We start from the raw sequence: 23,510 nt of genomic DNA, 5'->3' as shown, positions 1-23,510 counted from the left end.
GTACGCCGCCACAGCTAGACGCCATCAATACGGCGGCTTGATGATCATCAGACTGCAGGGAGCCCGGTTCAGGGTGTTCTCGGCGGTACTGCCGAGAAATACGTTCACGCCCCGATAGTGCACGGTGCCCATCACAATCATGTCGAACTCATTACTCGCCGCGAAACGCTCGATCATCTTGTGCGGAACACCGGTCGACAGATGCCGTTTCGCCTCTGGAATCTCATAGCGTTCGGCGAGCGTATCAAAGGCTTCAATCTGGGTATCGCTGACCGCGTCTCTCAAGCTTTCCCGCATGGTCAGGTATTGCAGGTTCACGCCGGAGTCGCCGTTCACAATCCAGCCGCTGACATTGAGCAGGTGCAACTTCGCGCCACAGGACAAGGCCAGCTTCGAAGCAATATCGAGGATCTGGTCATTCAGCCCCTGCGTCAGCTCTTCAAGATGGGAAAGGTCGATAGCCGCCAGTATTTTCAAGGGCAACGGGTTTCTGGCATCGGTGACCAGGTGCAAGGGGGCTGGACAGTCGCGCAGTAACAGCCAGTCCAGAGGCCTGTAGAAAACCCGTTGAAATGCCGATACATGCTGTACATCCTTGATCACGATGTCTGCCCCGAAGTCGTTCACGTACTCAAGCATCTCCTCGATACCCGGTTTGGCCCAGACCACTTCAGTGGTCACGTGCAGGCCTTTGCATTGCCCAAACCGGGCCTGCTGCTCAAGCCAGTGACGGTGCACCTGCAAATATCCCTCGCGCGCCTGCGTCATGGCCTGATGGTCAAACAGGCCAGCGACCGCCAGCGCTTCGACATAATCGAATGCCACGATGTGCAGCATCGCGCCTGTCGCCCTTGCCACGGCCTCCGCCCGATCAAACGCGGGGGTACGGGACATTTCGCTCGGAGCGATCAGCAGTAAACGGTGAATTTCAAACATTACACACCTCTTCGGCAGATGCTTGGTCAGTCGAACCTGATGAGCAGCACTCCTGTGCCGGCCTTCCATCAGCACACGGATCGACGAACTCCCTCTCTGGTTAATGTCGATAGTGAGCGGGCAGGTGCTGGCCGGGGTTGATAAAAATCACAAAAAACTGTCGTCATGCGCTCAAGACAAGAAGTCCCGGGACTGTCAGCCCAGAGGAAAGCGTAAAACCCGGCGTTCGAGCGGGTGGCGTCTAAAATTCTATTCAAATGCCCATGGGGGTTAAGGATTGAACCACCACGCATCGTGCCCCTTATCCCTTGAGCCAAGGCCATGAAGAAGAATCACCAGTGGAACCTTTCCTACTTCGCGATCACCTTTCTGGTCCTGGCGCTCGCTCAGCTTTTCCTGGTTGAACGCCATTCAGTGCAGAGCATCCCCTACAGTCAGTTCCTGCAACTGTTGGGCGAGCACAAGGTCAGCGAGTTACGGGTCGAGAAGGACCAGATCAGCGGCAAGCTGCAAGAGCCCATCGACGGCCACGACCTGTTCACCACCGTGCGGGTCGACCCCACGCTGGCGACGGAATTGGCCCAGTCAGGCGTCGGTTTTTCCGGCATCAGCGAAAACACACTGCTTAACGCGCTGCTGGGCTGGTTGCTGCCCTTTGCCATGATCATGGTGCTCTGGCATTTCCTGTTCCGCGGCATGGCCGAAAAACAGGGATTGGGCGGGCTGATGAACGTCGGCAAGTCGCGGGCCAAGGTCTTTGTCGAACGTGATACCGGGGTGACCTTTGCCGATGTCGCGGGCATCGATGAAGCCAAGGCCGAGCTGGTGGAAATCGTCTCGTTCCTGAAGGACAAGGCCAGATACGCGCGCCTGGGGGCGCATATTCCCAAGGGCACTCTGCTGGTCGGCCCGCCGGGCACCGGCAAGACCCTGGTGGCCAAGGCGATTGCCGGTGAAGCCGGCGTGCCGTTTTTCTCGATTTCCGGTTCCGAATTCGTCGAAATGTTCGTCGGTGTCGGCGCCGCTCGAGTGCGCGATTTGTTCGAGCAGGCGCGGCAGGCGGCACCGTGCATTATTTTCATCGACGAACTCGATGCCCTGGGCAAAATGCGCGGTGTCGGTGCATTTGGCGGCAACGACGAAAAAGAGCAGACCCTCAACCAGCTGCTGGCCGAGCTGGACGGTTTCGACCCGCGCGAAGGTGTGGTCCTGCTGGCGGCAACCAACCGGCCGGAGGTCCTCGATCCGGCGCTGCTGCGGGCCGGTCGTTTCGACCGTCAACTGGTGATCGACCGCCCCGATCGAAAAGGCCGACAGGCGATCCTCAAGGTCCATCTGAAAAAAATCACCGTGGCGCCCGACATCGACTCCGAACGTATCGCCGAAATCACCACGGGCTTCACCGGTGCGGACCTGGCGAACCTGATCAACGAAGCCGCCATCGTGGCCACCCGCCGGGGAGGCGAGACCGTCAGCCTCGACGACTTCACGGCCGCGGTGGAACGCATCGTCGCGGGCGTCGAACGCAAGAGCAGCCTGTTACGGCCTGACGAGCGCCTGGTGGTGGCCTATCACGAAATGGGTCATGCCCTGGCCGCTGGCAGCTTGCCCGGGATGGACCCGGTACACAAAGTCTCGATCATTCCCCGCTCCATTGGCTCGCTGGGTTATACCCTGCAGCGACCGACCGAGGATCACTTCCTGATCAGTTGTCAGATGCTCAAGGACCGAATCGCCGTACTGATGGCCGGTCGGGCGGCCGAGTACATCGTCTATGGCCAGATTTCCACCGGCGCCGCCGACGATCTGACCCGGGCGACCGACATCGCCCGCCAGTTGATCACCCGTTTCGGCATGAGTGCCGAACTCGGTCAGTCGGTACTGGAACGGCAAAGTCCGACTTATCTGGGCGAGAACATGCCCGGATTTGGCCAGAAGGACTATTCGGAACAAACCGCGCGTGAAATCGACCTGGGCATCCGCGCCTTGCTCGAAGAAGCCTATGGCCGTGCCAAAACGCTGCTCGACAGTCGCCGGGCCGACCTGGATGCCGGCGCTCATTTACTGCTGGAAAAGGAAACGCTGACGCCAGAGGAGTTTGCGCCGCTGCTACCGCTCAAGGCCGCCCCCGATGGATCGCCATGATTGAGGTCACGCTGATCAATACGCTGGTGGTCATCGTGGCGGTGGTGATTCACTACGAATGCCTGTCACGCCTGAACGACTGGCTACCCAGGCTCAAGGCCTGGAGTCGATTCAGAATCGTCGTCGGGGTATTTGGCGCGCTGCTGGCCCATGCGATGGAAGTCTGGTGCTTCGCGCTGGTCTATTACCTGATGACCCGCTCCGGTGAGTGGGGAAGTCTGCAAGGCAACTTTGACGGCTCGTTCATGGACTGCGTGTACTTTTCCTTCACCACCTTTACCACCATCGGTTTCGGCGACATATCGCCCTTGGGCAAGCTCAAGTACCTGACCGGGCTGCAGGGACTGACCGGTCTGGTACTGATCTCCTGGACCGCATCGTTTCTGTTTCTCGAAATGCAGAAATACTGGAAGAGCAAATAGTGATCTCGAGCAGATGACTGCTTCCACAGGACCTGAGGCCACCTCCCCGTTCGTCGTACACCCGCCTCCGGTTTCGGCATTAAGGACCTGCCCAGGCTTTCAACGCCTATGCTTGATACATTTACAGAGGGGCGCGTCATGTCACCGTTTGAAGTCCAACCCCGTCTGGCCCATTACCTAAAGGCTGCCTGTTCCAACTGCAGCGTGCTGGAGTTGTGCCTGCCGATTGGCCTGACCGGTCAGGAAGTCGAGCAACTGGACACCCTGATCGTCCAGCGCGTGAAGGTTAAAAAAGGTGCAGCGTTGTATCGAACAGGCGATCCGTTGCGCTCGCTTTACGCAGTACGCATAGGCTCTTTCAAGACCAATGTGCTGTCTATTGACGGTCGCGAGCAGGTGACCGGCTTTCAAATACCCGGCGAGATGCTCGGCCTGGATGCCATCAGCGCAGACCAGCACGCGTGCAATGCTTTCGCCCTTGAAGACAGCGAAGTGTGTCCTATCCATTTCGCCCAGCTGGAGAAGCTCGCCCATCAGTTGCCGTCGCTGCAGCACAACCTGAACAAACTCCTGAGCCGGGAAATCGTCCGTGATCACGACATGTTGATGTTGATGGGCAATATGAACTCGGACGAACGCCTGGCGGCCTTTCTGCTGAACCTGTCGCAGCGGCTTAACATGCGTGGTTATTCCTCCACGCAGTTTGTACTGAAAATGCGCCGCGAAGAGATCGGCTCCTACCTGGGGCTGCGCCTGGAAACCATCTGCCGAGGCATAGCCCACCTGCGCGACCAGGCACTGGTCGAAATCTCCGGCCGTAACGTCAACGTCCTGAACATGGACGGGCTCAGGCATCTGGTCGCTGGCTGTCATCGGAACGCGCCTCTCTGACGCCGTTGGTGCCTTCGCTTCTGGAGAATCGTCATGCGCGCCATGGTGCTGCACACCCCGCGCCAGCCACTGCAAGGGGAAGAACGCGCGATCCCGATACCTGGCGTACAACAACTGTTAATAAAAGTCCTGGCCTGTGGCGTATGCCGCACCGACCTGCACCTGGTCGATGGCGAGCTGCCACAAGCGACACTGCCGCGAGTGCCGGGGCATGAAATTGTCGGGGAAGTGACGGCTGTGTGATATGCGCCGGCATCCACATGAGCGACATCCCGGCGTTTCCCTATCGACTGCTCTGGGGTGAGCGCAGCGTACGATCGGTGGCCAACCTGACGCGCGAAGACGGCACGGCGTTTTTCCTGGAGATCCGGCACACGCCCGTGCACAGCGATGTCACCTGCTTTGCACTGGACGACGCCAATCAAGCGCTCGCCCACCTGAGGAGCGGTCAGGTCAAAGGCGCCATCGTGCTCACTCCCTGACCGCCCAACCGGGTGACCTGACCGCCAGAATACTGCCAGGCACCGAGTAAAGCGCCCGTTCGGTGGTGCTGCCAATCAACCGATCCAACCCGACCCGGTGCACGGTGCCCATCACCACGACATCGGCCAGGTACTCCTCGACAAACTCACTCAATGCCCGAACCGGCTGGCCCATGATGAAGTGCCGACGTTCGGGCGGTACGCCATAGCGGTCGGCCAGGCTCACAAATGCCAGGTGCAGGGATTCACGCAGTTCCTCCATGTAATCCATGCTCCAGCCGCCGCTGACCAACGGTGCATCACCATTGAACGCTGGCGACAGGTCATAGGCGTACAGCAAATGCAGCGGTGCATCGCACTGCAGGGCCAGGGCGTTCGCGGTTTGAATGATGGTGTCGTTGAGGCCACTGATCTGGGTTTGCGGGTCGAAGGGGTCCACCGCCGCCACGATCCGATGCGGCAAACTGTAACGGGCCTGGTTGACCAGGTGCACCGGCACCGGGCATTCGCGCAGCAGGTGACAATCGAGTGGCGTGATGAATACCCGCTTGAGCACCGGCTCCAACGTGGCGTCCTTGATCAGCAGGTCAGGCTTGAACTCCTCGACATGCTTCAGGATATCCAGCAGCGGATGGGTGGTGAAAACCACTTCCACCGAGACTTTCAGCCCCTCACCGCTCAGTCGCTGGATTTCCTCCGACATCCAGCGACGATAGCGACGCAGGTAGCTGTGAAAAGCCGCCTCATCGACTTTTTCATCCCACAAATGAACGATCGGCACCGGCTCGACAAAGGCACACACGTGCAAGACCGCCCCACTCGCCTTGGCCAGGGCGACTGCGCGCAGCAAGGCTGGAGATTGATGCAGGGTTCGATCGGCGATCAGCAGTAAACGTTGATATTGACCCATCACACACCTCGGCTCAGCGCCGGTCTATCCCGCCGGCATGTTCCAAGACTGCGCTCATTGCCCCCAACGCGGTTGATTTACATCAAATCCGGACCTTTGAGGACGCCTGTGCCGAGTGTCTGATCCAGATCAGATTCGAGTGCCGCCGTTGGCGTAAAAAGGTATGAACCGCGTGACCTTCTGCTACACGCGGACCTTTTTTCCATCAGATGGAGGATTGCACCATGCTCACTGTCAAGGACCACAACGAACGGGCTGCCGCCGCCTATGCCGCGGTCTCCGGGCAATACTGGATCGAAGCGCTCAGGGACGGTCGGCATGTACTGATCCGGCCATTGACGGATAAAGACCGCGAGCGCGAATACGCATTCATCAAACGCCTGTCCCCGGAATCCCGTCATATGCGCTTTCTGGCGCAGATCAGCGAACCCGGTAAAGCCATGCTCGACCAGTTGATGGACATCGACTGCAAGCAGCGCATGGCTTACATCGCGCTGGTCCACGAGGACGGTAAATTGATCGAAATCGGCGTCAGTCGCTATGCCGCCACCGCCGAACATGAATGCGAATGCGCGATCACCGTCGCCGATGAATGGCAGCACCTGGGGCTGGGTACGCTGTTGATGGAGCACTTGATCAAGACTGCCCGCAAGAACGGCTTTCATCAGATGTATTCCATTGATGCCTCAAGCAATGCGCCCATGCGTGATTTGGCAAAAGCCCTGGGATTTGAAGTCCATAACGATCCTGACGATTCGCGCCAGGTCATTCACCGCCTCATGTTGTAAAAAAAAACCCTTGGCGCACCAGACACTGGTGCGCCAAGGGGCGATTCAACACTACTGCAGCCGCTCGCCCGGCTTGATCGCCAGCACACTGCACGGCGCCTGGTGCAAGAGATGTTCGGCGGTACTGCCCAGGAGTTTGTTCAAGCCCCTATGGTGCACGGTTCCCATGACGATGACATCGATCTGATGATCAGTCGCAAACTCGCAGATACTCTGCAGGGGCGCGCCTTCAATGAAGTGACGACGATCGGCCGGCACGCCGTGGCGCTCGGCCAGGGCCGCAAATGCCTCATGTTGCGCCTCGCCCAATGCTTCGTAGATGCCGGTGGCGAGGGGCAATGCGCCAACGCCCATATCCGTGGCGTACACCGCTGCCCAGTCATACACATGGACCAAATCAAGCTCGGCGTTGCACTGTTCGGCCAGCTTCACTGCCGCGTCGACAATCTGATCGTTGAACAGCAGGTCCTGGTCTTCACTGCGCAACACATCGACAATCGCCAGCACCTTGTGCGGGCGTGGGTTGCGGGCGTTGGTGACCAGATGCACCGGCGCCGGGCAATCGCGCAGCAACTGCCAGTCCAGCGGGGTAAAGAAGATCCGCTTCAATGCGGACTCTTCCTGGGCATCCTTGATGATCAGGGCCAAGGGCATCTCGTTGACGAAGTGAAGGATCTCTTCATAGCGGTGCTGGACCCAGACCACTTCACTGGTGACCTCGACCCCGTGCTTCTTCGCCAACCCGGTTTGCTGCTCAAGCCATTGTCGATGGTTTTCCAGGTAGCCATCACGGACTTGCCGGATTTGTTCGGGGGCGAACAGACCGGCCACCGCCAAGGCTTCGCTGTAATCGAACGCCACGATATGCAACGGTAGTTGCGCCGCCATAGCCAGCGCCGTAGCGCGCTCGAACGCCGGAGTACGGGTCATCGCGGGCGGGGCAATCAGCAATAAACGTTGAGTCTGAGACATAAGGCACCTCGGCGCTCGGCCATTTCAATGCTATCGGTAAGGCTACAGATTGAACGTTCCGGGTGCAGGCGACTTGATCTTTATCAGCTCTATGCACTGTTTGCAGGAGCTCGATTGATACGAGCCGCATCAAACGCTTCAGTGCAGCAAGGTGCCCGCCCACATCGCCGCCGTCATCAATACCTGACCCGGGATGACATAAGTGGCGAACGGCCGACCGCCGCTGACCCACGCCACCACACATTTGCTCAGCGAGTTGCCGGTCCCCGTCGATCTGGGAAGCATCAAGCAAACGCCATACAACCCCGTGACGAAGAGTCCGGATAGCAACGGCCCCCACATGCTGCGCAACAGGCCAGGGTCGACCGTTCCCAGGATCAAGCCCACCTGAATCACGGTCGCCAGGCACGGCTGTCGCCCCCGCCCTTATGGCGCTCGCGCTCAAGACCGACCAGCATGCCGATGCCCAGCGCAGCGGCTGCATTGGTCAGGCCGAAGGTTTCACTCATTGGATACGCACCCGGTCATCCCCCCTGACCTCGGCGCTTATCTCGCGAGGTCAGCCAGCACCCGTTGCTCGACCGCCGGGTCGGATCGAGCGCCGGCGGGCTGTCGGGGCAATGGCTTGGTGACAGTGTTTGCCGGCCAGGCATGCGGCGCATTGATGCGCGCCTTGAGTTGCCTGACGAACGCCTCTGCTTCATCCCGACTGTCGAAACCCGCCTCCCACACATCCATCTGTACGAGCCAACGGTGTCTTGCCAGTTGTTCTGTTATCTCAATAATCATAGCCGGCCTCGGATCAAGCCTCGCAATCGGGTCTGCAGGTAGTGCGTCCTGGCATCCAGACACTCCATCACGGCGTAACACGACCTTGCTTTGGCCGCTGAGAATGACGGCAGATGATCTCTCCTGCCCTGTACGCGAGCGTAAAATGCGTACGAATTTCAGACTGCGCCGGGTTCGCGGACGAGAGATTGATCATGGTCAATAATCAGAAGATTGGAGGTGCCGCAAACGACCGTATGTCGGACGACAAGACTGGCCTCTCGCCGGTTTGACACAGATCAAGCTCGGGCACCTGGCCAGCGACACGATCAGGCCATGGTTTCAGGAGCTGACAACTCATCGTGCCAACCGTACAGCCGCCGACTTTGTGTCTACCCAGGAGAGGTTTGTCATGTCTGATCAATCACGTTTCATGCTGATCGTCTCGCCGCTGATGCAGCACAGCCCGGCCTTCGACAGGGCCGCCGCACTGGCCAAGGCCGAAGGCGCGGCGCTGCACATCGTGGCTTTCGACTACCTGGAAGGCCTGGCAACTGCCAGCCTGGTCAACGACCAGGCCCGCGAAGAGATGCGCCTGGGTTATATCGAACGTCACCGCCTGTGGCTGGAGGAGCAGGCCAGGCCTCTGCGCAAGATTGGCCTGGAAGTCACCACCGAGGTGACCTGGGTCGAACGCCCGCTGCAGGAAATTCTGATCCACCTCAAAGAACAGCCGATCGAGTTGCTGATCAAAGCGCTGCAACATGAATCGCTGCTCTCGCGGCTGATGTTCACACCGCTCGACGTGCATTTGCTGCGCGAATGTCCAGTACCGCTGCATTTCGTCAGTAACGCCATTCATGCCTTGCCTCGCAAGGTTGTTGCAGCGGTCGATCCCTTCCATCGCGATAAACAGTACCAAGACTTGAACGACCGGATACTCCACGAAGCGGTCAAACTGGCGAGCGCCTGCAATGCCGAGGTCGACGTCGTCTATGCCTATGACCTTTCCTCCATCAGTGCCGACGAATTCGACTTCAACAACGTTTCGACCTTCTTCTCTTCAGGCAAAGCCAAGACCCTGTTCGACGCTCAGGGGGATGCATTCAACGAACTTGCCGAGCGCAACGGCATCCCGCCGCAACAGCGTCACATGATCATGGGCAACCCGGGCAAGGTCCTGGTCAACTATGCCGACGTCAATCAGGTCGATGTTATTGTCATGGGCCGGATCAGCCATCGAGGGCTGGACCGGCTGGTCGGCAGCACGGCAGAAAGCCTGTTGTACAAAATGCCCTGCAGTGTCTGGATCGTATCGCCCGAAAAACTTGCTGAGTGAGGCAAACAGCACACGCTACGATAGCGATGCCGATGGCGAGAATAACCGTGCCGCCATCAGAAGATTGAGCAACAGTGCGCTAAGATTGCCGCACTCGCCTCCTCCGACGAGGTTCTGCGTCAAACAGAACGACGGGAAAGGAGAGCGATCTGACCCACAAACAAGGGTCTGTTGCTAAATTAGGGAGTCAACAATGGAAGAAACGGTTAGCAAGGGCCCGGAAAGCATGAGCACAGAGCCAGAGACGTCCACCGATGCACTGCAACTGAGCAGCACGGAACTGCGCATTCTCGGCTCTTTGATCGAAAAACAGGCGACCAGCCCGGAGACCTATCCACTGACCCTTAATGCACTGGTCATCGCCTGTAACCAGAAAACCAGCCGGGAACCGGTGATGAACCTCAGCCAGGGCCAGGTCGGGCAAAGTTTGCGCGCCCTGGAAGGTCAAGGCTTCACCAGGCTGGTCATGGGCAGCCGCGCCGATCGCTGGGAGCATCGGCTCGACAAGGCGCTGGAACTGGTCCCGGCCCAGGTTATTCTGACCGGCTTGCTGTTTCTGCGCGGTCCGCAGACAGTCAACGAACTACTGACACGCAGCGGCCGCATGCATGACTTCGAAGATGCCGAACAGGTTGTGCATCAGCTGGAGCGCTTGATTGCCCGCGGGCTCGCGATGTTGCTGCCGCGCCAGTCGGGCCAGCGCGAAGACCGCTACATGCACGCACTGGGCGACCCGGCAGATATCGAAGCGATCCTCGCCGCCCGCCAGAACCCGGCCGAACGTGGCGCCAGCAGCGGCGTGTCGGTGGAGCGCATCGAAGAACTCGAAGCGCGGATTGCGGCGCTCGAAGAGCGTCTGGCGCGCCTCGAGTAACCCTGCCACCCTGCCCCGCAGCGGCTGATCAGCTGCGGGCGAACGCCACAGCCTTATGGAACTGCTCATCGCTGGGACGCACGCCGGTGTACAGCACAAACTGCTCAAGCGCCTGAATGGCAATGACTTCAAGCCCGGTGATGACCCGCTTTTCTGCGGCACGAGCGCGCACGATCAGTGGCGTTTCCGAGGGGATCGCCACTACATCGAAGACAGTCTCGGCAGCATCGATGGCGCCAGCGTCAAAAGCCAGTTGATCGGCCTCTGCGCCACCGCTCATGCCAATCGGCGTGACATTGACCAACATCCGCGGACGCTCACTGCCAAGTTCCGCTTGCCAGCGATAACCCAGCGAGTCGGCCAAGGCGCGACCCGCGCTTTCGTTACGCGCCACAATCAGGCCGTTTTGATAGCCACCGTCGCGCAAGGCACTGGCCACCGCTTTGGCCATCCCGCCGCTGCCACGCAAGGCGAACGTCGAGTCCTGCGGCACGGCATGGGTTTTCAGCAGTTGCTCGATAGCGATGTAATCGGTGTTGTACGCTTTGAGGTGACCGTTGGTGTTAACGATGGTATTGATCGAGGCAATGGCTTCGGCCGACGCGTCCAACTCATCGACCAGTGCGATGCAGGCTTCCTTGAAGGGCATCGATACGCCGCAGCCGCGAATACCCAGGGCACGAATCCCGCCAATCGCCCCCGGCAGGTCCTGACTGCTGAACGCCTTGTAATAGAAATTCAGGCCCAGTTGCTCATAAAGATGGTTGTGGAAACGCAGGCCGAAATTCCCGGGGCGCCCAGACAGTGACATACACAGTTGGGTGTCTTTATTCGGGTTCATCAGCATGTGGAACTCCTTCAAATTGCACTTTCAGATGGACGGGATTGGCCATGGCATCGGGTTTATCCGATCATAGCGAGGCCTCTGACCCGGCGGGTAGGTAAAGGTAAAGATGCCGGTACAGACCTTACACAATATTTACTCTGACGCGTCGCAGATTCGCCAAAAAACGCTGTCTTAGAGTTATCCCCGCAACTATCCTTGGATCTATTGAAGGCTCAAGCGCGTTGGGGCGAAAACACGAGGAATTATCATGATCCGCAAACTCCCTGTAATAGCCTTGCTGATCGGTGCATTTGCTGTCGCAGGACAGGCACAAGCCCATGGCTACTATTATGGTCATGGCCGTGGCGGCGGCTGGGGCTGGGGTGCACCGCTCGCCGTCGGCGCTGTGGTAGGCGCGGTGGTCGCGGGATCAGTCATGGCCAACGAGCGTCCGGTTTACGTACAACAACAACAACCGGTCTACGTTCAACCGCAGCCAGTCTACGTTCAACCGCAGCCGGTGTATGTCCAGCCAGCACCGGTTTACGTCCCGCCACAACCGGGGTACTACATTCAGCCTCGCTACTAAGGCCCCGGCTGATAATCACTGCAGGTTACACAACACAGGCTCCGTCTCGACGGGGCCTGTTTTCGTTTCAGCCGTTGAACAATGTCTGAATAAATCTCGCCAAGGTCGTTACCGGGACAGTGACTGCGGTTAAATTTGACATGATTGATCCGACGAATGCCCTGGCTTGCGCGTTATAACCGTCATATTTATGTCATGACAGTGCAGCAAGCTTTGAATTGTCCGTAATAAACAGTTCATAAAAACAAGGACGACCCTTATGCCCACGCAAAACCCGCACCGCATTGTTGGACTCTGTACCTCAAGCAAGGTCTATAACGCATTGACCGAGCTCAAACACCTGGAAGGCCATCGCAGCGCCAAGTTTCTCTCGCTGCTGGCCGAAAACCTGGTGCGTAAAGGCCTGCTCAATGATCATGAAGTGATGAACATGCTCGACCAGGTCGTCGACTGACAGCGGCCATTCGCCACGTCGTCGTCAATGTCCACTATCGAGCGCGTTGATTTTCCGTTGAACTGCCGGGTCAGTAAGGTAGCTCCAAAGATTGATGGAGGTACTTATGCCCAAGGTTCAGATCATGTCCGTCATCGGCAGCGCCGTTCCCGCACCGCTCAGAGAGCTGGGATTGCTCGCCTGTTGGTATCTGGTTCAGGACGGCGTCGCAATCAGCGGCCCGCTCACTTCACTGCCTGCTGCCCAGGCCCTGTCGCAACGTATCGGCACCTACGCACTTGGCGCCTAAGGCAACTGCACGCGTGGCCTGGTTTCGATGTACAAATCCCAACTCGACATGAACAGCGCGGCGATCAACGGCCCAATGACAAAACCATTGAGACCGAAGATCGCCAGACCGCCCAGGGTCGAAACCAGGACCAGATAGTCCGGCATACTGGTGTCCTTGCCCACCAGGGTCGGACGCAGAATGTTGTCTACCAGACCGATCACGAACACCCCGAACAGCCCCAGCACCACGCCCTGCCAGATCGCGCCGCTGAGCAGGAACCAGGCTGTCACCGGCGCCCAGACAATCGCCGCCCCCACCGCTGGCAATAGCGACAGAAACGCCATTACCACCGCCCAGAGCAATGCACTGGGAATGTCCAGAAACCAGAAAATCAACCCACCCAGCGCGCCTTGCGTAATCGCCATCAGCAGGTTGCCTTTGACCGTGGCTCGCACCACGCGGTTGAACTTGAGCTGCAAGCGGCGCTTTTGGTGTTCTGCCAATGGCACGGCCGCACGGACCTTGCGCGACAAATCGGCACCATCACGCAGAAAGAAGAACAACAGGTAGAGCATGATGAAAAAGCTCACCATGAACTCGAACGTGCCCTGGCCGAAGCTGAACGCCTGACTGGCGAAAAACTCGCTGCCCTGCATCGCGCTCTTGACGATCTTCTCGCGCAAAGTGCTCAGCTCACCCATGCCAAAGCGGTCCAGCAGGTGCTGAAAGTACGGCGGCAGGCTGTGCTTGAACTGCGCCAGATAGCCGGCGATGTCCAACTGGCCACTCTCGATATTCTTGTAGAGGGTCGCCCCCTCTTGTACCAACAGGACGCTGGTAATGATCACCGGCAAAATGGCAATGACCAGGCAAATGCCCAAGGTGGAGAGCGCCGTCAGGTTGCGGTGCCAACCAAACTTCACTTGCAGCCGACGCTGCAAGGGCGCGAAGACAATGCCAAGAATCACCGCCCAGAACACCGCGCCGTAGAACGGCAGCAGAATCCAGATGAAAGCGGCAGTCACCAGTACCAACAGCACCAGCAGTGATTTGTCTTGCACAACGGGTTGGTCCATCGTCCGATCCCTATCAGCAACACGCAAACACTGGCTGCCTGGTTAGTCAGCCACGACACGCCCGAATGCTCTCGTTTGTTAATCCAGCATAGATCCAGATCAATAAACGCCTGACGCGATTGCTCTACCCTCGCGAGCTTTTGTGATCGAGCCCCTCATGCCCCTCGCCACGCCTGAACTGCTTGCCCCTGCCGGCACCCTGAAAAACATGCGTTACGCCTTCGCCTACGGCGCCGATGCGGTCTACGCCGGCCAGCCGCGCTACAGCTTGCGTGTGCGCAATAACGAGTTCGATCATGCCAACCTGGCCCTCGGTATCCGCGAGGCCCAGGCCCAGGGCAAGCGTTTCTATGTGGTGGTGAACATCGCCCCGCACAATGCCAAGCTGAAAACCTTCCTCAAGGATATTGAGCCGGTCATCGCCATGGCTCCGGATGCGCTGATCATGTCCGACCCGGGGTTGATCATGCTGGTGCGCCGGCATTTCCCGCAGATGCCGATTCACCTCTCGGTGCAAGCCAACACGGTGAACTGGGCCAGCGTCGAGTTCTGGCAGCAGCAAGGCTTGAGCCGAATCATCCTGTCGCGGGAGCTGTCGCTGGAAGAAATCGCCGAGATTCGCCAGCAAGTCCCCGCCATGGAGCTGGAAGTGTTCGTTCACGGCGCATTGTGCATGGCCTATTCCGGGCGCTGCCTGCTGTCGGGTTACATGAACAAGCGTGATGCCAATCAGGGAACCTGCACCAATGCCTGTCGCTGGAAATACTCTGCACAGCCCGCCACGGAAAACACCGTGGGCGAGATCGTTCAGGCGTTTATCCCGGAGCCAACGCTGGGCATCGGCGCGCCCACCGACCAGGTGTTTTTGCTCCAGGAAGCCAACCGCCCCAATGAACTGATGCCGGCCTTCGAGGACGAGCACGGCACCTACATCATGAACGCCAAGGACCTGCGTGCGGTGCAACATGTCGCCCGCTTGACGCAGATGGGCGTCCACTCGTTGAAGATCGAGGGCCGGACCAAATCGCACTTCTACTGCGCCCGGACCACTCAGGTCTACCGCCGCGCCATCGACGATGCCGTGGCCGGCCGCGAGTTCGATCGCAGCCTGATGACCGACCTCGAGTCCCTGGCCCAGCGTGGCTATACCGAAGGTTTCCTGCGCCGCCATGTGCATGACGAATACCAGAACTACCAGAACGGCAGCTCGGTCTCGGAACGCCAGCAGTTCGTCGGTGAGCTGACCGGCGAGCGCCGTGATCGGCTGGCCGAGGTCAAGGTGAAGAACCGCTTTGGTTTGGGCGATCACATGGAATTGATGACGCCCAAAGGCAATTTTCACTTCGACTTGCATCAGTTGCAAAGCGCCAAAGGCGAGGCGATTGAAGTGGCGCCGGGGGACGGGCACACCGTGTATCTACCGATTCCGGATGCGGTGGATTTGCGGTTTGGGTTGTTGATGCGCGATGTGCGTGAAGGTTGAAACCCACTCTAATTGATCGTTCCCACGCTCCGCGTGGGAATGCATCTCGTGACGCTCCGCGTCACTTTCAAAGCGGACCCAGAGCGTCCATGGCGGCATTCCCACGCAGGAGCGTGGGAACGATCGGGAATAGCGGTCTGTTGGGCGCTTAGATCCTGAACTGCCCGACCAATTTACCCAAACGCTGGCCCAAATCCGCCAGGCTGCGGGAGGTTTGTGCGCCGAGCTGGGTTTCGTCGGCGACGCTGTCCACGGCGACGGCGATCTGATGCACGCTGCGGTTGATCTCTTCGGCCACCGCGGTTTGCTCTTCGGCGGCGCTGGCGATCTGCGCGTTCATCGAATTGATGGTGCCGATCAACTGGGCCATGGTGTCCAGCGAAGCGCCCGCCTGATTGGCCTGCGCCGAGGTGCCGTCACCGGCTTCGCTTGAGCGGCGCATGGCATCGACCGCCGACTGGGTGCCGGCCTGCAAGCGGTCGATCATGCCCTGAATTTCCTGAGTGCTTTGCTGCGTGCGACTGGCCAGCGCGCGCACCTCATCGGCGACCACCGCAAAGCCACGCCCGGCCTCACCGGCGCGAGCGGCTTCGATGGCGGCGTTCAGCGCCAGCAGGTTGGTCTGATCGGCAATCGAACGGATCACCCCCAGCACGCTGACAATCGACGACACGTCCTGCTGCAAACTGTCGAGAGAAACCCCGCTGCTGCGGATATCTTTCACCAGCGCATGGATCTGCGAAATGCTCCCGGCCACCACGCGCTTGGCCGCCTGACCTTCTTCGTCGGTTTGCTGGGCCGCAACCGCAGCGCCCTGGGCGCTTTTCGCCACTTCCTGCGCTGCCGCCGACATCTCGTTGATCGCCGTGGCCACCTGATCGGTCTCGTGACGCTGGCGCTCCATGGCCTGATCCGAACGCTGGGCCTGATCGGAGACCTGATTGACCAGCCCGGTCAGCTGCGACGTCATCTCGGTAATCTGCCGGACCAGGCTGTGGATCTTGTCGACAAAACGGTTGAACGAGCCGGCCAGCTCGCCCAGTTCGTCTTCAGAGGTAATCGCCAGCCGACGCGTCAGATCACCCTCGCCTGCCGCGATGTCGTCCAGATTGGCCTTCATCAGGTGCAGCGGACGCAAAATGGTGTTGGCCACAAACAGACCGACCGCCGCGATCACCAGCAGCACCACCGCCGCGATACCGACGATGCTCAGTATCACGCCTTCCATACGCTCGCGAACCTCGGCCTGGACCGCTGCGACCTGGGCTTCGACACCATCGAGATTCACCGAAGTACCGATGGCCATGTCCCATTTAGGCAGGTATTCGGTGTAACCCAGTTTAGGCACCAGGACTTTGCTGTCGCCCGGCAACGGTGAGCTGTATTGCAGGTAGTGCGTACCGTCCTTGGCGACTTGCACCAGGTCACGGTTGACGTACACACCGTTCGGATCGCGGTTGTCCTTGAAGCTCTGGCCGACGCCGTCCGCACTGTTGGCCTTGAACAGGCGCACGGTGTTGGAGTCGTAGCCGAAGAAGTAACCGTCCTTGCCGTAGCTGATGCTCGACAGCAATTTGATCACTTGCGCGCGAGCCGCCGCATCGCCAGGTGCCGCCGCGTCGTAGAGCGGTTTGATCGTGGTCATCGCCACCGCAACGTAACTTTGCAGGGTGGCTTTGGCATCGTTCATCAAACGCTGACGGGTTTCTTCGACTTCTTTGCGGGCCTGCTCTTGCAAGATGAATGCGGTGGTCAGGCTGATCACCAGCGCAAAGAGCAAAACCGGGAGGACGGAGAGGGACAAGACTTTGGCTTTAAGGCTCAGGCGCATGTGTTGTTCACTCTGGATATTATTGGCGTGGTTAAAGCATTAACGGCAGAGCAACGCAAAACTGTAGGAGCTGCCGCAGGCTGCGATCTTTTAGCGCTATCAAGATCGCTGAAAATCAAAAGATCGCAGCCTGCGGCAGCTCCTACGGGATATTCATCCCACCCGCGGGAGTCTAGAGGATCATCGCCGCCACCCAGCCAAATGCCAGCAGCGGCAGGTTGTAGTGCAGGAATGTCGGGACCACGGTGTCCCAGATGTGGTGATGCTGGCCGTCGATATTCAGCCCGGAGGTCGGGCCCAGGGTCGAATCAGAGGCTGGCGAGCCGGCATCGCCCAAGGCTCCAGCCGTGCCGACGATGCAGACAATCGCCAACGGGCTGAAACCCAGTTGCACGCACAGCGGTACAAATATCGCTGCGAGAATCGGCACCGTGGAAAACGATGAGCCGATGCCCATGGTCACCAGCAGGCCGACCAGCAACATCAGCAATGCACCGACACCTTTGCTGTGACCGATCCACGAAGCCGAGGCCTCAACCAGGGTTTTCACGTCGCCGGTGGCCTTCATGACCTCGGCGAAACCCGAGGCGGCGATCATGATGAAACCGATCATCGCCATCATCTTCATGCCTTCGGTGAACAGGTCGTCGGTCTCGCGCCAGCGCACCACTCCCGACACCGAAAAGATCAGAAACCCGGCCAGCGCGCCGATAATCATCGAGTCCAGCAGCAACTGAATGATGAACGCAGCGGCAATCGCCAGCCCCGCGACCATCAAGGTCAGCGGGTTGTACTGCACCGCGACCTGCTCGACCCGCTCGATTTTCTCCAGGTCATACACGCGCTTCTTGCGGTAGCTGACGAACGCCATCAACAACCCGCAGACCATGCCCAACGCCGGAATCCCCATGGCATGAGTCACGTTGACGCCACTGATGTCCACCCCGCTTCTACTGACGTTGGCCAGCAGAATTTCATTCAGGAAGATGTTGCCAAAGCCCACCGGCAAGAACATGTACGGCGTGATCAGGCCGAAGGTCATGACGCAGGCAATCAGCCGGCGATCCATTTGCAACTTGGTCAGTACATAGAGAAGCGGCGGCACCAGCAGCGGAATGAAGGCGATGTGGATCGGCAGGATGTTCTGCGAAGCGATGGCGACGACCCAGAGCAACGCGATCAGCAGCCATTTGACCTGGCCACCGCCCGCGGCGTCCTGCCGGTCGACCAGCAGCAAGGCTTTGTCCGCCAGGGCGTGGGCCAGGCCGGATTTGGCAATCGCCACCGCGAAAGCGCCGAGCAATGCATAGGACAAGGCCACGGTCGCACCGCCGCCCAGGCCACTGTTGAAGGCCTTGAGCGTTGCATCGATGCCCAGGCCGCCGGTCAATCCGCCCACCAGCGCGCCGACGATCAGCGCGATCACCACATGCACACGGGACAGGCTGAGCACCAGCATGATGCCGACCGCGGCAATTACTGCATTAATCATCGTTACCTCAAAACACGGCGACGGCTAAACCCGGCGCAAACAGGATGAGTCCGTCCAGCCAGCTGCATGAGCCGACGGCGGATTGAAGAGAGGGTTTTATTAGAGGGCGGGCACTGTGCCGCAGCAGGCCTGGCTTGTCAAAACCAACACAGCTCCCCCCGTAGGAGCTGCCGCAGGCTGCGATCTTTTGATTTTGCCGTAATTGAGGGTGCTGAAGATCAAAGGATCGCAGCCTGCGGCAGCTCCTACGCGAGAGTGTCAATTTTGAAATAGCAGCGTAAAGAAAGTCGAATCGCCGCCGTTACAGTGCAAAGTCTCAGATAAATATCGAATAAAAGGACGTCTCCATGCAGCTCAGACAACTTTCCATTCAATGGAAGATCACCCTGCTCGCCGGGCTGTGCCTGGCCGGCATCGTGACCTTGCTGGTAGGTCTTTCGCTGTATCGCATGGAGCACAGTTCGGAGCTGGTAAAAGCCTCGAGCATGGAGATGCTCAACGAAGCGGCTCAAGCACGCATCGAGGCGCAGGGTGAAGTTCAGGCGCTGGGGATTCGCCAGCAGTTCATGGACGCCTATCAATATGGCCACGGTTTCTCGCGTCAGGTGTTGTTCCTGCGTGAACAGGCCGAGAAGCGCTTCCTCGACGCCTTCGACCTGCGTGAAGACCTGACCCGTCAGGTCAAGTCGGCGCTGCAAGCCAACCCGCAATTGCTCGGCCTGTCGCTGGTGTTTGAAGCCAACGCACTGGACGGCAAGGACGAACTGTTCAGCGGCCAGAAAGAAATCGGCAGCAACGACAAGGGCCGCTTCGCCCTGTATTGGTCGCAACCTACCGCCGGCAAGCTGAACTCGATGGCGCTGCCGGAAAGCGATATGGCCGACACCAGCACCGGCCCTAGCGGCGAGCCCGCCAACGCCTGGTTCACTTGCCCGCGCACCACCCTCAAGCCATGCGTGATCGAACCGTACTTTTATGTGATCGACGGCCAGAATGTACTGATGACCAGCATCGTCTTCCCGTTGCTGGTCGACGGTAAGGTCATTGCGTCGCTGTCGGTCGACATCAACCTCAACAGCCTGCAAGCGGTCAGCCAGCAAGCGAGCAAAAAGCTCTATGACGGCCAGACCAGTGTCAGCATCCTCAGCCCGGTCGGCCTGCTCGCCGGTTACAGCCCGGACGCCAGCAAACTCAGCCAGCGCCTGGACAGCGTGGACAAGGACAGCGGTGCCGAACTGATCCGCAGGCTTGCCGCCAGCACTCAGACCCAGAGCCTGCACAACAACCAGTTGCTCAAAGTACTGTCGCCGTTCCAGCCGATTCCCGGTGGCAAATCGTGGGGCGTGTTGCTCGACGTGCCGGAGAAAGTCCTCGTCGGCCCCGCCGAAACCCTGAAGCAGCAACTCGACGAACGCAACACCGCCGGCACCCTGATCGAGCTGAGCCTCGGCGTGCTGGCAGCCGTCATCGGTCTGTTGCTGGTGTGGCTGATGGCACGCAGTGTGACCCGGCCGATTCTTGGCGTGGCGCGCATGCTGGAAGACATCGCCAGCGGCGAAGGCGACCTGACCCGCCGTCTGGCCTATGACAAGCAAGACGAACTCGGGCAACTGGCCGGCTGGTTCAACCGTTTCCTCGACAAGCTGCAACCGATCATCGCGCAAGTGAAACGCTCGGTGCAGGACGCGCGCAGCACGGCGGATCAATCGTCAGCCATCGCCACCCAGACCAGCGCCGGCATGGAGCAGCAATACCGTCAGGTCGATCAGGTGGCCACCGCGTCCCACGAAATGAGCGCCACCGCCCAGGACGTCGCCCGCAGCGCCGCCCAAGCGGCGCAAGCGGCACGCGATGCCGATCAGGCGACTCGTCAGGGCCTGACCGTGATCGACCGCACCACCGCCAGCATCGACAGCCTCGCGGCAGACATGAGCACGGCGATGACCCAGGTCGAAGGCCTGGCCGCCAATAGCGAGAAGATCGGCTCGGTGCTGGAAGTGATTCGCGCCATCGCCGAACAGACTAACTTGCTGGCGCTGAATGCCGCCATCGAAGCGGCCCGCGCCGGTGATGCCGGGCGTGGTTTTGCGGTGGTGGCCGACGAAGTGCGCAACCTGGCACGGCGTACGCAAGAGTCGGTGGAAGAAACCCGTCAGGTGATCGAGCAACTGCAGAGTGGTACGCAAGACGTGGTCGGCTCGATGAACAACAGCCATCGCCAGGCCCAGGGCAGCGTCGAGCACGTCAGCCAGGCGGTCACCGCCCTGCGGCAGATCGGCGATGCGGTGACAGTGATTACCGACATGAACCTGCAAATCGCCAGCGCCGCCGAAGAGCAGAGCGCCGTGGCCGAGGAGATCAACAACAACGTAGCGACCATTCGTGACGTGACAGAATCGCTGTCGGGGCAAGCCAATGAATCGGCGCGGGTCAGCCAGTCACTCAATAGCCTGGCGAATCAGCAGCAGGGTTTGATGGATCAGTTCAGGGTTTGATCCACAACCGTGTGGCGAGGGAGCTTGCTCCCGCTGGGCTGCGAAGCGGCCCCAAAACCAGTCACTGCGGTGCTTCAGCTAAACCGCATTGACCGGATTTACGACTGTTGCACAGTCGAGCGGGAGCAAGCTCCCTCGCCACAGGTTTCAGCGCCTGGGCAACTCGACCACAACCTTCAACCCGCCCCACTCACTCTCCTGCAACACCATCTCCCCGCCCCACGCCTCAACAATGTCGCGCACGATCCCAAGCCCCAGACCATGCCCGTCAGTCTGCTCATCCAGCCGCGTGCCGCGACTGAACACCTGATCGCGCTGCGCTTCGGGAATCCCCGGCCCATCGTCTTCCACGGCCAGCACAAACCCTTCATCCATCTCGACGATGCTCAAGCGCACCTCGGCATCCGCCCATTTGCAGGCGTTATCCAGCAGATTGCCGAGCAGTTCCAGCAGATCCTCACGATCCCAAGGCAAGTGCAAACCGGACGGTGCCGTGTAGTCGAGGTTCAAGTGGTCGCCGTGGATCATGTTCAGGGTCGCCAGCAATCCCGGCAGCTCGGCAGCGCAATCGAACTGCGCACCTGGCAAGGCATCGCCGGCCAGGCGCGCGCGATTCAATTCGCGATTGAGTCGCTGCTGAACCTGTGCGAGTTGCTCGCGAAGGATCTTGCGCAGTTCGGGATGGGCGTCGAGTTTTTCGCCCGACGCCAGGCTCAACAGCACCGCCAGTGGCGTCTTCAGTGCATGACCGAGGTTACCCAGGGCATTGCGCGAACGCTTGAGGCTGTCTTCGGTGTGCGCGAGCAAATGGTTGATCTGCGCCACCAAAGGCACCAATTCCAGCGGCACTTGATCGTCCAGTTGCGAGCGTTGCCCTTGTTGCAACTGAGCGATCTGCTCGCGGGCGTTTTCCAGCGGTCGCAAGGCGCGGCGCACGGTGACCCGCTGCAACACCAGAATCAGCAGCAACCCCGTCAGCCCCAACCCCAGCCCGACCTGGCGCATGCGCTGGAAGCTCTCGCGCACCGGGGTGTAGTCCTGCGCCACGCTGATGGAGATGGATTGCCCCAATCGCCGGTAGTCCGCACGCAGGACCAGCAATTGCTGGCCTTCCGGGCCCAGTTGCAGGTTGCTGTGCAGCCCGGGATGATCGAGCAGCGGTAATTCCTGATCCCACAGCGAACGTGAGCGCCAGTGGTTGTCGGCGAAGTCGATATGGAAATAATGCCCGGAGAACGGTCGCTGGTAAGCCGGCGCCAGGCGCCGTTCGTCCAGCTGCAAACCCTGCGGCCCTCGTACCAAGGCCATCAGCAGGTTTTCACTGTCATTGCGCAACCCGGCTTCCAGATAACGCTGCAAGCCCACTTCGAACAACCACAGACTGGTTTGCGCCAGCACCAGACCGACCACCACCATGACGCTGATCAGTCCCAGGCTCAAACGCCGTTGAATCGACCTCACCGGGTTTGCCCACCGAACAGGTAACCCTGACCGCGACGGGTGTCGATCACGCTGCGGCCGAGTTTGCGCCGCAGGTGATTGACGTGAACTTCCAGCACGTTCGAGTCACGTTCGGTTTCACCGTCGTAGAGGTGTTCGGCCAGGTGGCTTTTGGAAAGGATCTGCTCCGGGTGCAGCATGAAATAGCGCAACAGGCGGAACTCGGCAGCGGTCAGCTGAATGTCGGCGTCGTCGCGAATCACGCATTGACGGCCCTCGTCCAACTGCAACCCGGCCGCCTTGAGCGTCGGCTGATTGGCCTGGCCGTGGGAGCGTCGCAGCAACGCTTGAATCCGCAGGTGCAGTTCTTCCGGGTGAAACGGTTTGCTCAGGTAGTCGTCGGCGCCAGCCTTGAGCCCTTCGATGCGTTCGGCCCAGGAGTCGCGCGCGGTCAGCACCAGCACTGGCGTGGCCAGGCCCGCAGTCCGCCATTGGCCGAGCACCTCAAGCCCCGGCAACCCTGGCAGCCCCAGATCGAGAATGATCAGGTCGTAAGGTTCAGAGCGGCCCTGATACAGCGCATCGCGGCCATCGGCCAACCAGTCGACGGCGTAACCCTGGCGATCGAGCCCGGCCATCAATTCGTCGGCCAGCGGTACGTGGTCTTCCACCAGCAGCAGGCGCATCAGTCATCGTCCTTGTCTTTGATCAAGCGCCCGGTGGCGGCTTCCAGGTCCAGCTCGCGTACCACGCCGTCGGCGGTCAGCAACTCGACTTCGTAAATGTAGATGCCATTCTTTTCTTCAAGCCCGGCTTCGAGCAATTTAGCGCCGGGGTGGCGGTCCATGGCCTGCTGCAACAGCTGTTCAAGCGGTAGAATCACGCCTTTCTGACGCAGGCGAAGCGCTTCGTCCTGATCCAGGTCACGGGCCGCTACCACCGAGCAAAATGCCAGGAGCGTCAGTGTCGCCAGGCCATAGGCGCGCAGATTAACCTTCATTACATATCCTGAGCATGGAGTGCCTG

The 23,510-nt window shown here is 59.7% G+C and carries 22 protein-coding genes and 2 pseudogenes; 12 read left to right on the top strand and 12 right to left on the bottom strand.

The window, feature by feature from the left end; genetic code table 11:
* Window positions 1–24: 24 nt before the first annotated feature.
* Window positions 25–936 (bottom strand): universal stress protein, encoded by a 912-nt coding sequence (locus KRR23_RS16095; RefSeq protein WP_216743312.1) that lies wholly within the window; start codon window positions 934–936, stop codon window positions 25–27.
* Window positions 937–1,257: 321 nt separating this feature from the next.
* On the opposite strand from KRR23_RS16095, the gene ftsH reads away from it, so the two are divergent.
* The 4 genes and pseudogenes from ftsH (at window position 1,258) to KRR23_RS16075 (ending at window position 4,876) form a co-directional block, all read left to right on the top strand.
* Complete coding sequence (gene ftsH, locus KRR23_RS16090) at window positions 1,258–3,081, top strand: ATP-dependent zinc metalloprotease FtsH (protein WP_216743311.1); 1,824 nt, start codon at window positions 1,258–1,260, stop codon at window positions 3,079–3,081.
* Entirely contained in the window at window positions 3,078–3,503 is a 426-nt protein-coding gene (locus KRR23_RS16085) for a potassium channel family protein (RefSeq protein ID WP_216743310.1), read from the top strand. Before ftsH ends, KRR23_RS16085 begins: the two co-directional genes overlap by 4 nt.
* Window positions 3,504–3,641: 138 nt before the next feature.
* Entirely contained in the window at window positions 3,642–4,394 is a 753-nt protein-coding gene (gene fnr, locus KRR23_RS16080) for a fumarate/nitrate reduction transcriptional regulator Fnr (RefSeq protein WP_216743309.1), read from the top strand.
* Between the two features lie 33 nt (window positions 4,395–4,427).
* Window positions 4,428–4,876 (top strand): annotated as a pseudogene (locus KRR23_RS16075) (alcohol dehydrogenase catalytic domain-containing protein).
* Here KRR23_RS16075 and KRR23_RS16070 read toward each other — a convergent pair.
* A complete protein-coding gene (locus KRR23_RS16070) occupies window positions 4,866–5,786 on the bottom strand; it encodes a universal stress protein (RefSeq protein WP_216743308.1) in 921 nt (306 codons plus the stop codon). The pseudogene KRR23_RS16075 and the gene KRR23_RS16070 overlap by 11 nt on opposite strands.
* A gap of 224 nt (window positions 5,787–6,010) precedes the next feature.
* Between KRR23_RS16070 and KRR23_RS16065 the strand changes: the two genes are divergently transcribed.
* Complete coding sequence (locus tag KRR23_RS16065; protein WP_216743307.1) at window positions 6,011–6,574, top strand: GNAT family N-acetyltransferase; 564 nt, start codon at window positions 6,011–6,013, stop codon at window positions 6,572–6,574.
* Window positions 6,575–6,625: 51 nt separating this feature from the next.
* On the opposite strand, the gene KRR23_RS16060 is transcribed toward KRR23_RS16065, so the two are convergent.
* The 3 genes and pseudogenes from KRR23_RS16060 to KRR23_RS16050 form a co-directional block, all read right to left on the bottom strand.
* Window positions 6,626–7,546 carry a universal stress protein gene (locus KRR23_RS16060; protein WP_216743306.1) on the bottom strand — a complete coding sequence of 307 codons (921 nt, stop codon included), beginning with the start codon at window positions 7,544–7,546 and terminating at the stop codon, window positions 6,626–6,628.
* A 138-nt stretch (window positions 7,547–7,684) separates the two neighbouring features.
* A pseudogene (locus KRR23_RS16055) lies at window positions 7,685–7,951 on the bottom strand (hypothetical protein); the annotation flags it as partial.
* A 141-nt stretch (window positions 7,952–8,092) separates the two neighbouring features.
* The gene (locus tag KRR23_RS16050; RefSeq protein WP_216743305.1) at window positions 8,093–8,335 is read right to left on the bottom strand and encodes a hypothetical protein; all 243 of its coding nucleotides are present in this window, start codon (window positions 8,333–8,335) and stop codon (window positions 8,093–8,095) included.
* Between the two features lie 391 nt (window positions 8,336–8,726).
* Between KRR23_RS16050 and KRR23_RS16045 the strand changes: the two genes are divergently transcribed.
* A complete protein-coding gene (locus KRR23_RS16045; RefSeq protein WP_216743304.1) occupies window positions 8,727–9,653 on the top strand; it encodes a universal stress protein in 927 nt (308 codons plus the stop codon).
* A 226-nt stretch (window positions 9,654–9,879) separates the two neighbouring features.
* Entirely contained in the window at window positions 9,880–10,527 is a 648-nt protein-coding gene (locus KRR23_RS16040; protein ID WP_216743385.1) for a YceH family protein, read from the top strand.
* A gap of 28 nt (window positions 10,528–10,555) precedes the next feature.
* On the opposite strand, the gene KRR23_RS16035 is transcribed toward KRR23_RS16040, so the two are convergent.
* Window positions 10,556–11,374, bottom strand: a complete 819-nt coding sequence (locus KRR23_RS16035) for a shikimate 5-dehydrogenase (protein ID WP_216743303.1) — start codon at window positions 11,372–11,374, stop codon at window positions 10,556–10,558.
* A 247-nt stretch (window positions 11,375–11,621) separates the two neighbouring features.
* Here KRR23_RS16035 and KRR23_RS16030 point away from each other — a divergent pair, with 247 nt between their 5' ends.
* From KRR23_RS16030 to KRR23_RS16020, 3 genes are all read left to right on the top strand, one after another.
* Window positions 11,622–11,942, top strand: coding sequence for a hypothetical protein (locus tag KRR23_RS16030; protein WP_216743302.1), 321 nt, complete (start codon window positions 11,622–11,624; stop codon window positions 11,940–11,942).
* 259 nt (window positions 11,943–12,201) lie between these two features.
* The gene (locus KRR23_RS16025; protein WP_054596479.1) at window positions 12,202–12,396 is read left to right on the top strand and encodes a hypothetical protein; all 195 of its coding nucleotides are present in this window, start codon (window positions 12,202–12,204) and stop codon (window positions 12,394–12,396) included.
* Window positions 12,397–12,502: 106 nt separating this feature from the next.
* The gene (locus KRR23_RS16020) at window positions 12,503–12,685 is read left to right on the top strand and encodes a hypothetical protein (RefSeq protein ID WP_019692817.1); all 183 of its coding nucleotides are present in this window, start codon (window positions 12,503–12,505) and stop codon (window positions 12,683–12,685) included.
* Here KRR23_RS16020 and KRR23_RS16015 read toward each other — a convergent pair.
* Window positions 12,682–13,743 (bottom strand): AI-2E family transporter, encoded by a 1,062-nt coding sequence (locus tag KRR23_RS16015; protein WP_216743301.1) that lies wholly within the window; start codon window positions 13,741–13,743, stop codon window positions 12,682–12,684. The two genes, KRR23_RS16020 and KRR23_RS16015, sit on opposite strands and share 4 nt — an antisense overlap.
* A 157-nt stretch (window positions 13,744–13,900) precedes the next feature.
* Here KRR23_RS16015 and yegQ point away from each other — a divergent pair, with 157 nt between their 5' ends.
* Window positions 13,901–15,226, top strand: coding sequence for a tRNA 5-hydroxyuridine modification protein YegQ (gene yegQ, locus KRR23_RS16010; RefSeq protein ID WP_216743300.1), 1,326 nt, complete (start codon window positions 13,901–13,903; stop codon window positions 15,224–15,226).
* Window positions 15,227–15,374: 148 nt separating this feature from the next.
* Here the strand turns inward: yegQ and KRR23_RS16005 are convergent, their stop codons facing one another.
* Both KRR23_RS16005 and KRR23_RS16000 read right to left on the bottom strand, forming a co-directional pair.
* Entirely contained in the window at window positions 15,375–17,057 is a 1,683-nt protein-coding gene (locus KRR23_RS16005; protein WP_216743299.1) for a methyl-accepting chemotaxis protein, read from the bottom strand.
* A gap of 172 nt (window positions 17,058–17,229) precedes the next feature.
* Complete coding sequence (locus KRR23_RS16000; protein ID WP_216743384.1) at window positions 17,230–18,546, bottom strand: Na+/H+ antiporter NhaC family protein; 1,317 nt, start codon at window positions 18,544–18,546, stop codon at window positions 17,230–17,232.
* Window positions 18,547–18,896: 350 nt separating this feature from the next.
* Between KRR23_RS16000 and KRR23_RS15995 the strand changes: the two genes are divergently transcribed.
* Window positions 18,897–21,044, top strand: a complete 2,148-nt coding sequence (locus tag KRR23_RS15995) for a methyl-accepting chemotaxis protein (RefSeq protein WP_216743298.1) — start codon at window positions 18,897–18,899, stop codon at window positions 21,042–21,044.
* Between the two features lie 147 nt (window positions 21,045–21,191).
* Here KRR23_RS15995 and KRR23_RS15990 read toward each other — a convergent pair whose 3' ends face one another.
* Genes KRR23_RS15990 through KRR23_RS15980 form a run of 3 tightly spaced genes read right to left on the bottom strand, consistent with a single transcriptional unit; the run spans window position 21,192 to window position 23,484 of the window.
* A complete protein-coding gene (locus KRR23_RS15990; RefSeq protein ID WP_216743297.1) occupies window positions 21,192–22,505 on the bottom strand; it encodes a sensor histidine kinase in 1,314 nt (437 codons plus the stop codon).
* Window positions 22,502–23,170 carry a response regulator transcription factor gene (locus KRR23_RS15985; RefSeq protein WP_216743296.1) on the bottom strand — a complete coding sequence of 223 codons (669 nt, stop codon included), beginning with the start codon at window positions 23,168–23,170 and terminating at the stop codon, window positions 22,502–22,504. Before KRR23_RS15985 ends, KRR23_RS15990 begins: the two co-directional genes overlap by 4 nt.
* Window positions 23,170–23,484 (bottom strand): PepSY domain-containing protein, encoded by a 315-nt coding sequence (locus KRR23_RS15980; protein ID WP_216743295.1) that lies wholly within the window; start codon window positions 23,482–23,484, stop codon window positions 23,170–23,172. The genes KRR23_RS15985 and KRR23_RS15980 overlap by 1 nt, the downstream gene beginning before the upstream one ends.
* Between the last annotated feature and the right edge of the window lie 26 nt (window positions 23,485–23,510).

Origin of the sequence: Pseudomonas sp. CVAP#3 (genome assembly GCF_018986375.1) — a bacterium.
GTDB lineage: Bacteria > Pseudomonadota > Gammaproteobacteria > Pseudomonadales > Pseudomonadaceae > Aquipseudomonas > Aquipseudomonas helvetica.
This window is presented reverse-complemented; position numbering and strand designations above follow the sequence as displayed.

Excerpts from the sequence above, each read along its gene's own strand:
- KRR23_RS16005 (WP_216743299.1), bottom strand. The coding sequence starts at position 17,057 with ATGCGCCTGAGCCTTAAAGCCAAAGTCTTGTCCCTCTCCGTCCTCCCG.
- KRR23_RS16020 (WP_019692817.1), top strand. The coding sequence starts at position 12,503 with ATGCCCAAGGTTCAGATCATGTCCGTCATCGGCAGCGCCGTTCCCGCA.
- KRR23_RS16035 (WP_216743303.1), bottom strand. The coding sequence starts at position 11,374 with ATGCTGATGAACCCGAATAAAGACACCCAACTGTGTATGTCACTGTCT.
- KRR23_RS16025 (WP_054596479.1), top strand. The coding sequence starts at position 12,202 with ATGCCCACGCAAAACCCGCACCGCATTGTTGGACTCTGTACCTCAAGC.
- KRR23_RS15995 (WP_216743298.1), top strand. The coding sequence starts at position 18,897 with ATGCAGCTCAGACAACTTTCCATTCAATGGAAGATCACCCTGCTCGCC.
- KRR23_RS15980 (WP_216743295.1), bottom strand. The coding sequence starts at position 23,484 with ATGAAGGTTAATCTGCGCGCCTATGGCCTGGCGACACTGACGCTCCTG.
- KRR23_RS16060 (WP_216743306.1), bottom strand. The coding sequence starts at position 7,546 with ATGTCTCAGACTCAACGTTTATTGCTGATTGCCCCGCCCGCGATGACC.
- KRR23_RS16085 (WP_216743310.1), top strand. The coding sequence starts at position 3,078 with ATGATTGAGGTCACGCTGATCAATACGCTGGTGGTCATCGTGGCGGTG.
- ftsH (WP_216743311.1), top strand. The coding sequence starts at position 1,258 with ATGAAGAAGAATCACCAGTGGAACCTTTCCTACTTCGCGATCACCTTT.
- yegQ (WP_216743300.1), top strand. The coding sequence starts at position 13,901 with ATGCCCCTCGCCACGCCTGAACTGCTTGCCCCTGCCGGCACCCTGAAA.
- KRR23_RS16065 (WP_216743307.1), top strand. The coding sequence starts at position 6,011 with ATGCTCACTGTCAAGGACCACAACGAACGGGCTGCCGCCGCCTATGCC.
- KRR23_RS16070 (WP_216743308.1), bottom strand. The coding sequence starts at position 5,786 with ATGGGTCAATATCAACGTTTACTGCTGATCGCCGATCGAACCCTGCAT.
- KRR23_RS16050 (WP_216743305.1), bottom strand. The coding sequence starts at position 8,335 with ATGATTATTGAGATAACAGAACAACTGGCAAGACACCGTTGGCTCGTA.
- KRR23_RS16040 (WP_216743385.1), top strand. The coding sequence starts at position 9,880 with ATGAGCACAGAGCCAGAGACGTCCACCGATGCACTGCAACTGAGCAGC.
- KRR23_RS15985 (WP_216743296.1), bottom strand. The coding sequence starts at position 23,170 with ATGCGCCTGCTGCTGGTGGAAGACCACGTACCGCTGGCCGACGAATTG.
- fnr (WP_216743309.1), top strand. The coding sequence starts at position 3,642 with ATGTCACCGTTTGAAGTCCAACCCCGTCTGGCCCATTACCTAAAGGCT.
- KRR23_RS16030 (WP_216743302.1), top strand. The coding sequence starts at position 11,622 with ATGATCCGCAAACTCCCTGTAATAGCCTTGCTGATCGGTGCATTTGCT.
- KRR23_RS16045 (WP_216743304.1), top strand. The coding sequence starts at position 8,727 with ATGTCTGATCAATCACGTTTCATGCTGATCGTCTCGCCGCTGATGCAG.
- KRR23_RS16015 (WP_216743301.1), bottom strand. The coding sequence starts at position 13,743 with ATGGACCAACCCGTTGTGCAAGACAAATCACTGCTGGTGCTGTTGGTA.
- KRR23_RS16095 (WP_216743312.1), bottom strand. The coding sequence starts at position 936 with ATGTTTGAAATTCACCGTTTACTGCTGATCGCTCCGAGCGAAATGTCC.